The organism is Streptomyces viridifaciens (genome assembly GCF_001888885.2).
GTDB classification, from domain to species: Bacteria; Actinomycetota; Actinomycetes; order Streptomycetales; family Streptomycetaceae; genus Kitasatospora; species Kitasatospora aureofaciens.
Window position 1 is genome coordinate 7,305,059 of sequence record NZ_CP090841.1, and the last position, 15,306, is coordinate 7,320,364.

Below are 15,306 nucleotides of genomic sequence, written 5' to 3' on the forward strand. Positions count from 1 at the left end.
CTCGTCCGTGAACGGTCGGGGCTGAGACGTGACGCAGGAGACAAGGCGCGGGAACCGGTCTGCCCTGGCCGGTGGTTGGGACGGGTGCTCACTGAAACGGTCACCCGATGGTGGGACGGCCCGCCGAAGATCGTCCCCGAACCTGTCTCCAGGCCATTACGCTCCCACTCTCGAAGATCCGTGTCCGGACGAAGATGCGGCACGCTGCCGAAAGGCCCTGGATGACCCCCCACATCGCCCGTGAGCGACGGGAGCCGTCGCCGACGGTCGCCCCCGAGCTCCAGCTGGCCGATGCGCCCGGCACCCACTCGCTCGCCGCCTGGTTCCTCGGACCGATGGCCGAGAACCAGACGGTGCTCGCCGATCTGATCAACGACGCCCTGGCGGCGCACTGCGCGGCCCGCAGGAACCTCTACCGGGACGATCCGCCCTACGTCACCGACGGGATCAAGCAGTCGCCGGAGTACCAGCAGTCCGTCGCGACCATGCGCAGGGAACACGCCAAGCTCCTGGACTACCTGGGCAGCTCGGTGCCGTTCTTCAGCTACCGCTACCAGGCCCACATGAACTGGGACCAGACGATCCCGGCGCTCGCGGGCTACTTCGCGGCGACGCTGTACAACCCGAACAACGTCGCCCTGGAGTCCTCGCCGGTGACGACCCGGTTAGAGGAGGAGGTCGGCAAGGACCTGTGCCGGCTGCTCGGATACCAGCCGCTGGCCCTGCCGACCCCGTGGGGCCATATCACCTCCGGCGGCACGGTCGCCAACCTCGAAGCCCTCTGGTCCGCGCGCAACCTGACCTACTACCCGATCGCGGTGGCCGAGGCGATCCGGCGCCACCCACACGCGCTCGGCGGCGCACGGGACCTCACCGTCCGCATGGCCAACGGCAAGGACGCGCTGCGGCTGCTCGACCTGGACGCGTGGGAGTGCGTCAACCTGCCGGTGGACGAGGTGTTGGGGCTGCCGACCCGGATGGTCGAGGAGCACCGCGTCAGGACGGAGGACCTCGGCCTGATCAACGCCTACACGCTGCAGCACCTCGGCTACGAGGAGTTCCGCCGGCGCTTCCTGGAGGGCAAGGTCGGCAACCCGGCCGTGCTGGTGACGGCAACGATGCACTACTCATGGCCGAAGGCCGCGGCCCTGCTCGGCATCGGGCAGAGCGGTCTGGTCCCGGTCGAGGTGGACCTGGACGCGCGGGCCACCGTGGCGAGCCTGCGCACCCGCGTGGAGGAGTGCATCCGAGGTCGCCGCCCCGTCATCCTCAACGTCGCCGTGCTGGGCAGCACCGAGCAGAGCTCGGTCGACCCGCTGGCCGAGATGCTGGCTCTGCGTGAGGAGTTCCACGAGCGCAACGTCTCCTACCCGATCCACGTGGACGCGGCATGGGGCGGCTACTTCGCCGCCGTCAGGCGTCCCCGCCCGACGCAGGCCGACGGCCAGGTCACCTACACGCCCGACTTCGTGATGAGCGAGTACGTCAACCGGCAGTACGACTCCCTCGACCGGGCCGACTCGATCACCATCGACCCGCACAAGGCCGGCTTCGTGCCCTACCCGGCGGGCGGACTCTGCTACCGCAACGGCGCGCAGAAGAACATGGTGGCCTTCACAGCGCCCTACCTCGACCTGGGCAACTCGGGTGTGGGCCTGTACGGCGTCGAGGGCTCCAAGCCGGGCGCCGCCGCGGCGGGCGTGTACCTGAGCCACCGCGTCATCACCACCGACCAGCACGGTTACGGCAAGATCCTCGGGCAGGCGCTGTTCAACAGCAAGCGCCTGTACGCGGCCTTCGTCACCCTCGGCCTCGACCACCCCGACCTGCTCGTCGCCCCGCTCCAGCGGCTGCCCGTCGAACGCGAACGCCCGGGCGACGCGCGCGCCCTTCGTGAGCAGCTCCGGTTCATCCTGGACCGCATCGTGTGCAAGAGCAACGAGGAGATCCGGACCGACCCGGAGGCCCGGGAGCTCCTCGCCGAGCTCGGTTCGGACCAGGTCGTCATCGCCTACGCGTTCAACGCCGTCCGCCAGGGCCAGCCGAACCCGGACCTGGCCAAGGCCAACCGGATCAATCGCCTGATCGCCGAGAAGCTCGGGGTCGCGCCGACAGTCCCCGCGGCCAGGAACACCCCCGCGTCCCCGCAGCGCCCCGACCTGATCGTCAGCGGATCGGCCCTGGAACCGGACCTGTACGGCGGGGTGTACATGCGGCGGGTGGCGGACCGGCTGGGCCTCCAGGGAGATCCCAGCGGAACCCCGATCAGGCATCTGGTTTCCTGCACGCTGGACCCCTGGCTGACCGACACCGAGCGGGGAGACTTCATCCCCGTCCTGCGGGAGGCGCTGGCCGAGGGAGCGCGGGCTGCGATCCGCGAGGTGTTCCCCGAGCCCGCCCGGTGACCACTGGAAGCTCGAAGCCATCCTCGACTTCGACCATGCGGTGACTCCGAGCCTCTGAGCACGTGCGGTGCGTTCTCGGGCGGTCCTGGGGACGGTCTGGCGTCGTGGCAGGTGGATCAGGACCGGTGGATGCGGGAAGGAGACTGGCAGGGATTGGTTTTCGAGTGCCGTTGCGGAGGGACCGATGCGACGGGACGGACGGGTCGCGGACTCCTTACTCGCGCTGCTGAGCCGGGACTGGCTGGGGGTGCCGGTCGCGGTGCTGGTGGTGGGTGTGGGCGGTGCCCTGGTCGGGAAGGGGGCGGCATGGGCGGTGGCGCTCGGTGGCATCGTGGTGGCTGTCGGTGTGCTGCTGGGGGCGGGAGCCGTTCGTCACCTGGTGCTGGTCGCCCGTGAGGCCCGGGTGAATCCGCCGCCGGGGCGGCTGGTGGACGTGGGTGGCCACCGAATGCACGTTCTCGCCGAGGGGGAGGCCGGGGGCGGACCGACCGTGGTCTGGATGCCCGGCGGGCACGCTCCCGGTGAGGACTTCCGGGAACTGCACACGATGCTGGCGGCCCGGACGCGGTCGGTGCTGGTTGACCGCTTCGGGGCGGGCTGGAGCGATGTCGGGCCCTTCCCGCGGACGACGGCGGCCGAGGCGGAGGAACTGCTGACAGCGCTGGAGGGGGCGGGGGAGCGGCCCCCGTTCGTGTTCGTCGGCCATTCGTTCGGCGGCCTGTTGGTCGCCAACGCGGCCAGGCGGCGGCCGGACTTGGTGGCCGGGCTTGTACTGCTCGATCCGACGCCCCTGGAGGTCATCGCCTTCGCGCCGCGCAACCGGCAGCTCGCGGGGATGCGTCGTGGCTTTCTGCTGACGGCGGTGCGGCAACTGTTCGGTGCGCACCGCGGCCCCGGGTGCCGGACCGGGCAGGGCTGCGCCGCCGCGTCGGTCTTCGCCGAGCTGTCGCCGTCCGGGCTGGCGAGGGTGGGGTGGGAGACCGTGGTGTATGACGAGGACCTCGGGGACCTGCCGCTGGTGTTGGTGATACCCAGGGATCTCATCGGCGGGGAGGCGGTGCTGGGCGGTGCCCGGGACGCAGTCGAGGCCGAGCGGCTAGCCCGCTTCTACCTCCGGAGCAGGGTCCGGTACCTGGCGGCGTCGTCGGCGTCCCGGCTGGTGCACACGCCGGAGGGGACGGGCCACGACTTCCCGCACGAGGCGGCGGAGTTCGTGGTCGGAGTGGTCGGGGAGCTGGTGCGGGAGCTGCGGGCGGTCAGCCCATGACCGTCCGGGCCGCGCCGGAACGGATCGGGCGGCGGCGGGAGAAGGCGCCGAGGTCGATGACGTTGCCGGTGTGTTCGCCGTGGTGGCGGACCGGGTCGCCGTCGTGGTCGTGGCCGGCTTCGACCGCGTCGATCAGAGCCGCGAGGAAGCGGCCCACCAGCGGGGCGTTCTTGAACTGGTTGCCGCTGGTGCCCATCGCGACGTAGTAGCCGTCGAGACCGGTGCGGTCGTAGATCGGGGTCCAGTCGTCGGCGACGTCGTACACCCCCGCTGCGCCGAGGGGCCGGTTGGGGACGCCGATGGCCGGGAAGCGGCGTGCGGCCCGGGTGACCTGGGTGCGGAAGCGTCGGACGGTGGGGCGGGGGTCGGCCCCGTCCGGGTCGTCGATCCACTCGTGGGGGTCGCAGTCCGGCTCGGTGCCGCCGACCAGGAGGTGGCCTCCGGGAGCCTCGCGGATGTATGTGCCGAGGTCGAGGTCGGCGACCAGCGGGAAGGGTTCGGCGGGCCGGCCCTCCGGGGCGGCGACCTGGTGGACCTCCTCGCGCAGCGGGCGCACGCCGATGGTGAAGTCGCCGCCGACGCCCGCCAGCCGGTTGAGGCCGCCCGACCAGGGGCCGGTGGCGTTGACCACCACTGGGGCGGCGATCCGCGTCCCGTCGGCGAGCCGGATGCCCGCCACCCGGTCCGCGTACCGGTCGACGGCCACCACGGTGTGGTGGAACAGGAAGCGGGCGCCCAGCTCGGCCGCCGCGTCCGCGAGGTTCTGGGCGGCCAACTGCGGGTCGTCGACGTACCCGGCGTCCGGGGTGAACAGGGCGCCGAGCTCACCGGACGGGTCGGCGAAGAAGGCGTCGTCGTCCACCGGTTTAGGCGGCCAGTAGCGCCCGGGGTCGATGCCGGGAAGACGGCGGCGCAGCGTCGGGGCGTCCCACCGCTCGTACGGGACGCCGGCTCGGTCGAACAGGGCGGCGGTCGCGGACGGTGCGACGGTGGGGGAGTCGAGCAGCACGGCGCCGGTGCGCCGGAAGGCGGCGAGGGGACGGTGGCCGGCGAGCCGCAGGTGGTCGGCCCAGGACGTCCAGAGGTGCTGCGCCTCCCAGGCGGTGGCGACGCCCGCGAAGGTGGAGTAGTTGAACCGGATGACCGCGCTGGAGGCGCTGGTTGAGCCGTGGCCGACGGCGCCCGCCTTGTCCACGACGGTCACCTGCCTTCCGCCGCGCGCGAGTTCGAGGGCGATGGCCGATCCGATCACTCCGGCCCCGACCACCACGACGTCCGGTGCTCCGACGGTCATGGCGGCTGCTCCTCGGGGGCGGGCGCGGGCGGCGGCGTGCGCAGGCTCGGCACGGCGGCGAGCAGTGTCCGAGTGTACGGGTGCTGCGGGGCGCGCAGCAGGGCGTCGGTGGGGGCGGTCTCGACGATCCGGCCGTGCCGCATGACCGCCACGGCGTCTGAGACGTGGCAGACGGCGGGCAGGTTGTGGCCGATGAACAGCATGGACAGGCCGAGCCGCCGCTGGAGTTCGCGGATCGTGTTGAGGACGGCGGCCTGCACCGAGACGTCGAGCGCCGAGGTGACCTCGTCGGCGATCAGCAGGCCGGGTTCGACGGCCAAGGCGCGGGCGAGCGCGACCCGCTGGCGCTGCCCGCCGGACAACTGGCGCGGCAGGCGGCCTGCGAGCCGTGGGTCCAGGCCGACGAGTTCGAGCAGCTCGGTGACGCGCTTGTCGCGGGCGGGCCGGTCGAGCCGGTGGAAGACGGTGGCCGCTTCGCCAAGGGTCTGCCGCACCGTCATCCTGGGGTCCAGCGCTGTGTCCGGGTCCTGGAGGACGACCTGGACGAGGCGGCCAAGCCGGCGGCGGTCGCGGATGGTGCGCGCACGGATTTCCCGGCCGTCGAGCATGATCCGGCCGGTGTGCACGGGGACGAGGCCGACGATGGCGCGGGCCAGGCTGGACTTTCCGGAGCCGGACTCGCCCACGAGCCCGAGCGTCGTGCCGGAGGGGACCTCCAGCGAGACGCCGTCCACGGCGGTGACCTGGCCGAGTGGGCCGGGGTGGTGAACGGTGAGGTCGGTCACCCGGAGGACGGTCATGAGGCGGCCACCGTCTCCGGGTCGGCCGCCACCGGGACCGGGTACCAGCATGCGACCCGGTGGTCGGCGGCGAGGTCCTCCAACGGCGGGGTGTGATCGGCGCAGTGGCCCCGGCGGCGCGGGCAACGGGGTTCGAACGGGCACCCCGGTGCGGGCGTGAGTGGGTCGGGCGGTGCGCCGTCGATCGTCGGTAGCGGCCGGTCGCGGTCCGCGGTGAGGTCTGGTACCGAGGCGACCAGGGCCCGGGTGTAGGGGTGCCGGGCGCCGTCGGCGAGGCGGTCGGCGGGCAGGGTCTCGACGATGGTCCCCGCGTACATCACCAGGATACTTTCGCAGAACTCGCCGACGAGGGCGACGTCGTGGCTGATGAACAGGATCGCGGCGGAGGTGTCCCGCCGGATCTCGGACAGCAGCCGGGTGATCTCCCGCTGGACGGTGACGTCGAGCGCGGTGGTCGGCTCGTCGGCGATGATCAGGCCCGGACGGACCATCAGCCCGGAGGCGATCATCACGCGCTGGCGCTGACCGCCGGAGAGCTGGTGGGGGCGGGAGCGCAGCACGGCCGGGGGGAGGGCGACCCGGCGCAGGGCTTCGGCGGCCTCCGCAGTGGCCTGTGCACGGCTCGCACCGCGATGGGCCCGGACCGCCTCGGTGAGCTGGGTGGCGACCCGCAGAGCCGGGTTGAGCGCGGAGGCCGGGTTCTGGAAGATCATCGCCAGGCCGGTCGCGAGGTGCCGGTCCCGTTCCTTCGGCGCCAGGGCGGCCAGGTCGGCGCCGAGCAGGCGCAGGGTGCGCCGGGACACCCGGGCGCCGTACGGGAGCAGGTCGGCGATGGCGAGCGCAGTGAGCGACTTGCCCGAGCCGGACTCGCCGACCAGCCCGACGATCTCGCCCGGCCGTAGGGCGAGGCTGACTCCGTGCACCGGCCGGATCGGTCCGTCCGGGGTGGGGAGTTCGACGTGGAGGTCCTCGACCTGGAGCACCAGGCCCTCCTCCGCGGGGCCTCCCCCAGCCTTCGGCCGGGGGGACCCCCATGGTGCGGGCGTCGGCGCGGGCGTGCGCGGCGCCGGGCCGCGCCGGGCGGCGTTCCCGGCCAGCACCTCGCCGAGCAGTTGGAAGGCCAGGGCCGCGTAGAGGATCGCCAGACCGGGGGCGAGCGCGGGCAGGGGCTCGGCGTAGACGCGGTCGAGCCCCTGGTTGAGCAGCTGCCCCCAGTCGTAGCCGGGCGGTTGGACGCCCAGGCCGAGGAAGCTCAGCCCGGAGAGCGCGACCAGGGAGGTCCCCGCCGCCGTGGTGGTGCTCAGGAGCAGCGGCTCGGCGATGTTGGGCAGGACGTGCCGCCCCAGCAGGCGGAGGCGGCCCAGGCCGAGGACCCGGGCCGCGGCCAGGTGGTCGGTGCCCGCCACACCGGCGGCGAGGGTTTGGGTGAGCCGCGCGAATCCGGGGACGCCCGCGGCCGCGAGGGCCAGCATCGCCCCGGCGGCGCCCGCGCCGAACACGACGGCGAGGAACATCGCGACCAGGAGCGCGGGGAAGGCGAGCAGCAGGTTGATCAGCCCGGCGGTCAGCCTCCGGGCGCGCCGGCCGAGCACGGCGGTGGACGCCCCGAGGAGGATGCCCGCTCCCGCGCCGAGCAGGACGGCCGCGAGCGCGAGCAGTAGGGAGGGACGGGTGGCTGTCAGGACCCGGGCGAGCACGTCCCGGCCGAGGTTGTCGGTGCCGAACGGGTGTCCCACGGAGGGGCCCTGGAGCACGGCCGAGGCATCCGGACGGTCTGCCGCAGCGCCCCAGACCAGCGGGCCGACCACCGCGAGCACGACGAGCGAGGCCAGCATGACGGCGGCGGCCCAGGCCATGGGCGTGCGCCGGAGACCGGGTGGAAGGCTCATGCTCACATCTCCCGGATCGCCGAACGGGGGTCGAGCACAGCCAGCAGCACGTCGACCAACAGGCCGGCGAGCAGCACGGTGGTGCCCAGCACCAGCACCATCGCCTGGACCACCGGGTAGTCCTGGGCGACCACGGACTGGGCCATGGCCGACCCGATGCCGGGCCAGGCGAAAACCTTCTCGACCAGTACGGTGCCGGCGACCAGGGCGGGCAGCAGGCTCCCGGCCACGGTGAGCGCGGCGGTCGCCGTGTTCGGTGCCGCGTGCCGCAGGTATCGGCGAGCGGGGGACAGCCGTTTGCTCCGGGCCGTGCGCAGGTAGTCCTCGCCCAGTACTCTCAGCGCCTCCATCCGGACGATGCGCAGCAGGACGGCGGCGGGGGCGAGGGAGAGCGCGAGGACCGGGAGGACGAAGGACTCGACGCCCGCCGCGCCGGCCACCGGGAGGAGCTGGAGGCCGACGGCCAGCAGCGCGGTGAGCCCGGCGGCCAGAACGAAGTCCGGCACCCCGGCCAGGCCGGCGGTGACCACGGTGAACGCCAGCTCGCTGCGCGGGCGGCGGCCGTCGCGGGTGCGGACAGCGACGAGCAGCCCGCCGGGCAGGGCGACGGCCAGGGTGACCAGGAAGGCCAGCCCGGCGATCTCCAGGGTGGCCGGCAGCCGGGTGCGGACCAGCTCCGCGACCGGTGTCCCGGTGGTCAGCGAGGTGCCGAGGTCGCCGTGCAGGAGGCCGCCGAGATAGTGCCGGTACTGGGTGAGGAAGGGTGTGTCGAGCCCGAGGGCGTGCCGACGGGCGGCCACCAGGTCGGGGGCGGCGTCGACGCCGAGCGCGGCCCGGACCGGGTCGCCGGGAATGAGGCGGATCATCGCGAACGACGCGGTGAGCACGACCGCGAGGGAGAGGAACAGCCGGAGGATGCGGCGGCCGAGGAACACCGTCCAGGGGTGCCGCGGCAGTCGGGGTACGGACACGGTGGGCCCCCGGGTCACTGGTGGAGGCGGATGCTGGTGGGGACGAGCTGGCCGCCGAAGGTGGTGGCGAAGGTGGTGCGGGAGCCGTACACGCTGCTCCGGCCGTCGGCGATCGGCAGGGCGTCGGCCGAGCGGAAGAGCGCGGCGGCGGCCCGGTTCCAGGTGGCGCAGCCCGTCGTGTCGGGCTCCCGGAGCGCCTGGGCGACCAGGGCGTCGTACTCAGGATTGGTCACGCCCGCGAAATTGAGGCCCTCGGCGGGGGTGGGGCCGGAGAAGAACGGGATGAAGCCGACAGGCAGGGCGAACCCTGGCGTGCTGCCGACCACCACGTCGAAGTCGGCGCTCTGGTACATGGCGTTGACGAGGGCGGGCAGGCTCTCGGTGACCAGCTTGACCTGCGCGCCGAACGCCGTCCAGTCCCGCGCCATCAACTCGGCGACGGAAGACAGGGTCGGGCCGATGTCGGGGCTGGTGATCACACGGAGCCGCAGCGGCCGGCCGTCCTTGGTCAGCGGGCCGCCGGCGGAGCGGACCCAGCCGGCGGCCCGCAGGGCCTCGGTGGCGTCGTTCCCGGGCAGGTTGGCGTCGGCGAGGTCGGCGTGGCAGACGGCGCCCACGGCACTGAAGTCGGTGGCGGGCCTGCCGATGCCGCCCACGGCGACGTTGGCGAGCCCCTGGCGGTCCAGCGCGGCGACCAGGGCGCGGCGTAGGGCGGGGTCGGCGAGGGCCCGGCCGGGGCCCTGGTTGAAGAAGGTCAGACCGACCACGGTCGCCGCGTCGGTGGTGGCCAGGCCGTGGTCGGTGAGCCGGGCGCGATCGGGCCCGTTCACGGCGGCGATCTCGATGCCCCCGGTGAGCAGCAGGTTCGCCGCAGTAGAGGCCTGGGGGACGACCGAGACGACGATGTGCGCGGGGAGGCCGTGTTCGGCGGTGGTGGCTCCGGCGGGGCCCCAGGAGTACCCGTCGCGGACGGTGAACTCGTAGGGCCCGCCGGGGATGTAGCGGGTCAGCACGTAGGGGCCGGTGCCCTGGGTGGCGCGGTCCAGCGATCGGGGTCGGTCGAGCCCGGCGGGGCAGACGATCGGCAGCAGGCCGATGGTGCGGATGAGGAACGGGAAAGGTGAGGCGGCGGTCGCCGACACCGTGCCGGTCGCGTCGTCTGCGCTCGCGGTGAACGGGACGTTCGGGAGGACGGTCCGGGCGCCGGCGAGCTGGTGGCCCGGGTCCCCGGCGTAGGTGAGCGCTCTGGCCACCGCCGAGGCGGTGAGGGCGGTGCCGTCGGAGCAGGTGACGCCCGGGCGCAGGGTGAAGGTGGCTGTGGTGGCCGTGGCCTGCCAGGACGAGGCCAGGCCGGTGACCAGGCTGCCGTCGGTGTCGGCATTGACCAGCGAGTCGTAGGCGTAGCGGGCCTGGGCGGCCCCGAAGGTGGAGTACGGGTCGAAGCTCGGGATCTCACTGGCCGCCGCGATCCGGACGGTCCCGCGGTCCACCAGGGGGGTGGTCGTCGAGGACGCGGTGCCGCCGCAGCTGCTCAGCGCGACGGCCGAGGCAGTCAGGGCGGCCGCCAGGGCGACCGGCGGGGTGCGTCGGAGCATGGCGTCATGGTGCCACTCGGGCTTTGGCCGCGGCGAGCCAACTCATCCGTGAGATAGGCGTGTTCGAACGCCGGGACCGACCTGTCGGCCCGGCCGGGAGCCGGGGGCGGCGGCCGGGGACGGCGATCACGGTTCACCCTTTCGAGGGGTGTCACGATCCGGGCGTTCCGGACCGGGCCGCCAAGCGCCCGGTCGTCGCCAGGATGGGGGCATGACGAACGAACCGGGCCGAGGGATCGGCCGTCTGGCGGACCGCTACTGGCAGTTCCTGCTGGCCCGCGAGCCGATGCTGAGGGTCCGCCAGGGGCTCCCGGTCGAGACGCTGCCGAGGGCCTCACTCGCCGAGGCGGAGGAGCGGGCGCGGTTCGCCGAGGGGGTGCTCGGCGAAGTGCGGGCGCTCGACGGTTCGGAGTTGCCCGGCGCCGACGCCGACGCCGCCGCCTTCCTGGCCGGACTGGCCGAGCAGGAACTGCGGGCGCACCGTCACTACTGGCTGACGCCCGTCGCCACGCCGTACCGGCTGCTTCCGTTGTCGTTGTACACCGACGCGGTGCTGCGCCAGTTCCGCTTCACCGAACGGGCGGACGCCGAACGGTACCTGGGACTGGTGCGGGAGCTGGCCGGGGTGGTCGGATCGATCTGCGACAAGGTGATGGGGCAGGCGGTGCGAGGCTTCCGGGTGCCGGCCCCGGCGCTGGCCGGAGTGCGTGCCGCCGTCGCGGGCCTGCGGGAGTCGGTCCCCCGTCGGGTGGAGGTGGCCGAGGACCGGCTCGGCGCGCCGGGGCTGGGCGGGAACGGGCAGCTCCTGGACGGCGTACGGCGATTGGTGGAGGACGAGTTGGTACCGGCCTTCGACCGGCTGCTCGCCGTCCTCGACGACCCGGCCTGCCTGCTCGCGGCGCCGCAGAACGTCGGCTGGGCGCGGTACGAGGGCGGTGAGGAGGCGTACCGGGACTTCGTCCGGACCCAGACCGGGGGCGACACCGCGCCCGAGCGGCTGCACGAGCTCGGCCGCGAGCAGTGCCGCGAACTGGCCGGGCGGATGAGGGAGGTGCGCGCGACGCTGGGCTTCCACGGGTCCGAGGCCGAGTTCCACGAGCGGCTGCGGACCGAGCCGCGGCTGTACGCCCGGACGCCGGAGGAGGTCGAGGCCCGCTACCGCGGCCACCTCGACCGGCTGGTCCCGGTGCTGCCGCGCTGGTTCGCGGTGTTGCCGCGGGCGCCGTACGGGTTGGCGCGGCTGGACCCGGCGCTGGAGCCGGGGATGACCTTCGGATACTACGAGGCGCCGACCGCGGTCGATCCGGTCGGGCGCTATCGCTACAACGGTTCGGACCTGGGGCGGAGGTCCCTGCTCGGTTCGGCCTCGCTGATCTACCACGAGCTGGCGCCGGGGCACCACTTCCACCTGGCCCGCCAGGCGGAGGACCACACACTGCACCAACTGCGCCGCGAGGTGACCGAGTTCGGCGCGTTCAACGAGGGCTGGGCCGAGTACGCGGCCGGCCTCGGCTGGGAGGCGGGCCTCTACGAGGACCCGTGGGACGCCTACGGGCGGCTCGCCCAGGAGCGGTTCACCGCGCAGCGGCTGGTGGTCGACACCGGACTCAACCTCGGGACGATGGACCTGGAGCAGGCGCGGGACTTCATGCGAGCCAACTCCACCGAGTCGGACGGCCAGATCGCCTCGGACCTGCTGCGCTACTCGACGGATCTGCCCGGGCAGGCGCTCTCCTATCGCGCGGGCTTCCTGGAGTTCGTGCGGCTGCGGGGTGATGCCGAAGAGCGGTTGGGGATCGGGTTCGACGTTCGGGCGTTCCACGAGGCGGTGCTGGGGGGCGGGGCGTTGCCGTTCGACGGCCTCAGAAGGCGGGTGGCGCGGGAACTCGGCGCTTCGTAAACCATATGAATCGGATGAGCTGATTAACGGGTTTGAGGGTGCTCCTCAATTCGGATTGCGGAAGAGGTCTCAGGAGCACTCGCATGAGTGAACCCGCCGGGAGCCGTTTGGTGAGTGCGGACATGGTTCGACTACGGTGGTCAAGAGATCGGGCGGCGTGTCCCGGTGTCCGGGAATCCGGTTAGGTTCGTGAATCCCGGATTGCGAGGTGGAATGCTTCCGCCTGCCCGGCTGCGCGCTGCTCCGGTGTTCGCAGTGCCCGGGTTCCCTGTCATACGTGTGCGTAGAGAGGATCGAGCATCATGCCGCCCGTAGTACCGCCCTTCCTGGTCGGCCTCATCGTCGCCCCGCTGGCCAAGCGTCTGCTCAAGCCACTGGTGCGCGGCGTCGTCAAGACGTCCGTCGGCATCGCGATGGAGGTGAAGAAGGCCGCCCACGAGGCCGGGGAGAACATCCACGACCTCGCCGCCGAGGTGGCCGCCGACATGGTGGCCGCCCAGGCCACCAGCAGTGACACCGCGATCCGTTCCGGTGACGGCCAGCGCACCTCCGGGAACGGAGCCCCGATCGGCGCCAAGGAGGAGGGAGCCGCAGCCCGCCCCGAGGGGGACCCGAGGGCTCCCAAGATCCGCGCGACCGCCGGAGCCGGCACCACCGCCGGAAAGACCCACTGAAAGATCCACTGACGGCCCCTGAGGAGCCGCGGTCGCCGCCGGGCGCAAATTCCGATCGATTCCGACCGGATGCGCCCGGGCGGCGTCCCATCACGGGCCGTTCGGATGCAGAAATCCGCCCTTAGAATTCCCATTCCGTCGCCGTACTCCGTCGTGCCCGTGACGGTTCTCCGCGACCTCCGCAAACAGGTGATCGTACACATGCCATCGCTATTGGGTGCCGCAGCCGGATTCCGCTCCCTGGAATTGGACGCAAGCCCTCGCTCGGTCATTCCGGGGCGTCAGCGCTGGGACGTCAAGCTGGTCCTCGGACGGCCCCGCACGGCAGAGGTCCTCGCCGCCGTGTTGCGCCGTGTTCCCGGGATCACCGAGGCCCGGGCCAACCCGGTCACCGGCGGGGTGCTCGTCCGGCACGACGCGCGGGTGCGCGCCACGGACGTCGGCCGGATCGTCCGCAGAGCCGTCACCCTGGTCGCGGAGGGTCCGACGAGGACGGCCCGCCCGGCACCGGCCCAGCCCGTCGCCGCACCAGCCCAGCGGGCCGACCACGGCCTGGTGGTGCGACCGGTGCTCGCCGTCGGGGGCGGCGTCGCGGCCGGGATCGCGCTGATCAAGGGGTCGGCGCTGAGCAGGCAACTGGTGGCCCTCGGCGGGGTGGCGGCCGCGACCGCGGCTGTCATGCGGAAAGCCTGGCGCGGAACGGTCGATGCCGCCGGCGACCCCGCCGCGGACGGAACCGCGCGACACCCCCTGTTGGAGATCGTCGGACCGCACCGCCGCCGTCTCTACCGGGCCGTCGCGCTCTCGGTCTCCTGTCAGGTCTCGGAGATGGCGCTCGCCACTTTCCTCGGCTGGACCGGACTGGTCCTCATCAAGGGCGAGGCGGCACCGCTGGTCAGCCTCGGCCTGACCACCGCCTCCGCCCAACTGTGGGGCCTGGCCGGGATGGTGGCCGCCGCCTGCGCCGCCGTGGCGGGCCTGTCCTACGCCTCCAACCTCCAGTGGCGCCGACTCGGCCAGGACATCGAGCACGACTGGCGAAGCCGCACCTACCGGCACGTCCAGCACGTCGAACTCGGCCAGCTGGAGGGCGAGCGGACCACCCGGGTGGCTGGCGCGCTCACCGACGACGTCGGCCAGCTGGGCGCCTTCTTCGCCGGCCCGGCCAACGACGTGCTGCAACTCGGCACCAGCCTGGCCCTGCTGGTTCCGGCGTTCCTGCTGCTCGCACCGCAGATCGCCTGGATCGCCTTCCTGCCGATCCCGCTCATCGCCTGGCTGTCGCTGCGCCACCAGGACAGGGCCGCGGCCGACTACGCCGTCACCGGCGAGCGCCGGGCCAGGCTGGGCAGCCAGGTGATCAACTCGCTGGAGGCCGGCGCCACCGTCAAGAGCTTCTGCACCGAGGACTACGAGGCCGAACGCATCGACGGATTGAGCGAGGCGGCTCAGGAGAGCACCCGGCAGACCGACCGGAGCACCATCCGCCACGCCGAGACCGTCCGGGCCTGCACCACCGCCTCGATGGCCGGCACCCTGCTGATCGGCGGCCGCTCGGTGCTCAACGGCACCCTGCGCTTCGAGGTGTTCAGCCCGCTGATCGGACTGCCCCAGATGCTGTTGATGCGGATGAGCAGGCTCGGCGGCATCGTCGACCAGTACCAGCGCACCATCGCCTCCTACGACCGGGTCCAGCGGCTGCGCGCCCTGCCTGTCGAGACCGACGGCAACGACGGGACGCTCGACCGCGCCGAGGTGCGGGGGGAGATCGTCCTCGACGGGGTCACCTTCGCCTACCCCGGCCGCCCGGCAGCGCTGGAGGACCTCTCGCTGACCATCCCGGCCGGGAGCACCACAGCCCTGGTCGGCGCCACCGGCTCCGGCAAGACGACGATCGCCAGACTGCTGATGCGCTTCCAGGACGCGGAGCGCGGCCGCGTGCTGCTCGACGGACAGGACGTCCGGGACCTGCCACGGCGGGACCTGCGCCAGGCCATCGGCTTCGTGGCCCAGGACCCGTTTCTCTTCGACGGCAGCATCGCCGACAACATCCGCTACGGCAGCTTCGGGGCCTCCGACCAGGCCGTCGTCCGGGCCGCCACCATGGCCGAGGCGCACCCCTTCATCGCCGCGCTGCCCGATGGCTACGACACCCTGATCGGCGAACGCGGCGCCGCGCTCTCCGGCGGCCAGCGGCAGCGGATCGCCCTGGCTCGCGCGATCCTCAAGGACTCGCCGGTCGTCATCCTCGACGAGGCCACCTCCGCCGTGGACAACGAGACCGAGGCCGCCATCCAGCGCACGCTGCGCGGCTTCGCGGCCGACCGGACGATGGTCGTCATCGCCCACCGGCTCTCCACGGTCCGCCACGCTGATCGGATCTACGTCCTGGACAAGGGCGGCATCGTCGCCGAACAGGGCACCCACGACGAACTCCTCGCCCGGCACGGACTCTACGCATCCCTCTGGCAGCTCCAGGCCGGTGAACTCGCCGCCTGACCGCGGCAGGCC

The 15,306-nt window shown here is 72.8% G+C and carries 10 protein-coding genes; 5 read left to right on the forward strand and 5 right to left on the reverse strand.

Going from position 1 to position 15,306, the window contains the following annotated elements:
* The first annotated feature begins 221 nt into the window (after positions 1–221).
* On the forward strand, positions 222–2,405 hold the full coding sequence (locus BOQ63_RS40030; protein ID WP_167395851.1) for a pyridoxal phosphate-dependent decarboxylase family protein: 2,184 nt from the start codon (positions 222–224) through the stop codon (positions 2,403–2,405).
* A gap of 184 nt (positions 2,406–2,589) precedes the next feature.
* Positions 2,590–3,672: an alpha/beta fold hydrolase gene (locus tag BOQ63_RS40035; protein ID WP_072655941.1), complete on the forward strand. Its 1,083-nt coding sequence runs from the start codon at positions 2,590–2,592 to the stop codon at positions 3,670–3,672.
* On the opposite strand, the gene BOQ63_RS40040 is transcribed toward BOQ63_RS40035, so the two are convergent.
* The 5 genes from BOQ63_RS40040 to BOQ63_RS40060 are packed head-to-tail and all read right to left on the reverse strand — an operon-like array spanning position 3,662 to position 10,221.
* Positions 3,662–4,966, reverse strand: a complete 1,305-nt coding sequence (locus tag BOQ63_RS40040) for an NAD(P)/FAD-dependent oxidoreductase (protein WP_072655942.1) — start codon at positions 4,964–4,966, stop codon at positions 3,662–3,664. The genes BOQ63_RS40035 and BOQ63_RS40040 overlap by 11 nt on opposite strands.
* Positions 4,963–5,766, reverse strand: a complete 804-nt coding sequence (locus BOQ63_RS40045; RefSeq protein WP_030556274.1) for an ABC transporter ATP-binding protein — start codon at positions 5,764–5,766, stop codon at positions 4,963–4,965. The genes BOQ63_RS40040 and BOQ63_RS40045 overlap by 4 nt, the downstream gene beginning before the upstream one ends.
* Positions 5,763–7,655, reverse strand: a complete 1,893-nt coding sequence (locus BOQ63_RS40050; RefSeq protein WP_030285871.1) for a dipeptide/oligopeptide/nickel ABC transporter permease/ATP-binding protein — start codon at positions 7,653–7,655, stop codon at positions 5,763–5,765. Before BOQ63_RS40050 ends, BOQ63_RS40045 begins: the two co-directional genes overlap by 4 nt.
* Before the next feature lie 2 nt (positions 7,656–7,657).
* Positions 7,658–8,626, reverse strand: coding sequence for an ABC transporter permease (locus BOQ63_RS40055; protein ID WP_030285868.1), 969 nt, complete (start codon positions 8,624–8,626; stop codon positions 7,658–7,660).
* 14 nt (positions 8,627–8,640) lie between these two features.
* Complete coding sequence (locus BOQ63_RS40060) at positions 8,641–10,221, reverse strand: ABC transporter substrate-binding protein (RefSeq protein WP_072655944.1); 1,581 nt, start codon at positions 10,219–10,221, stop codon at positions 8,641–8,643.
* 211 nt (positions 10,222–10,432) lie between these two features.
* On the opposite strand from BOQ63_RS40060, the gene BOQ63_RS40065 reads away from it, so the two are divergent.
* From BOQ63_RS40065 to BOQ63_RS40075, 3 genes are all read left to right on the forward strand, one after another.
* Positions 10,433–12,121, forward strand: coding sequence for a DUF885 domain-containing protein (locus BOQ63_RS40065; RefSeq protein WP_072655945.1), 1,689 nt, complete (start codon positions 10,433–10,435; stop codon positions 12,119–12,121).
* Positions 12,122–12,423: 302 nt separating this feature from the next.
* The gene (locus BOQ63_RS40070) at positions 12,424–12,795 is read left to right on the forward strand and encodes a DUF5132 domain-containing protein (protein ID WP_030285863.1); all 372 of its coding nucleotides are present in this window, start codon (positions 12,424–12,426) and stop codon (positions 12,793–12,795) included.
* A 246-nt stretch (positions 12,796–13,041) separates the two neighbouring features.
* On the forward strand, positions 13,042–15,294 hold the full coding sequence (locus tag BOQ63_RS40075; RefSeq protein WP_359795363.1) for an ABC transporter ATP-binding protein/permease: 2,253 nt from the start codon (positions 13,042–13,044) through the stop codon (positions 15,292–15,294).
* The last annotated feature ends 12 nt before the right edge of the window (positions 15,295–15,306 follow it).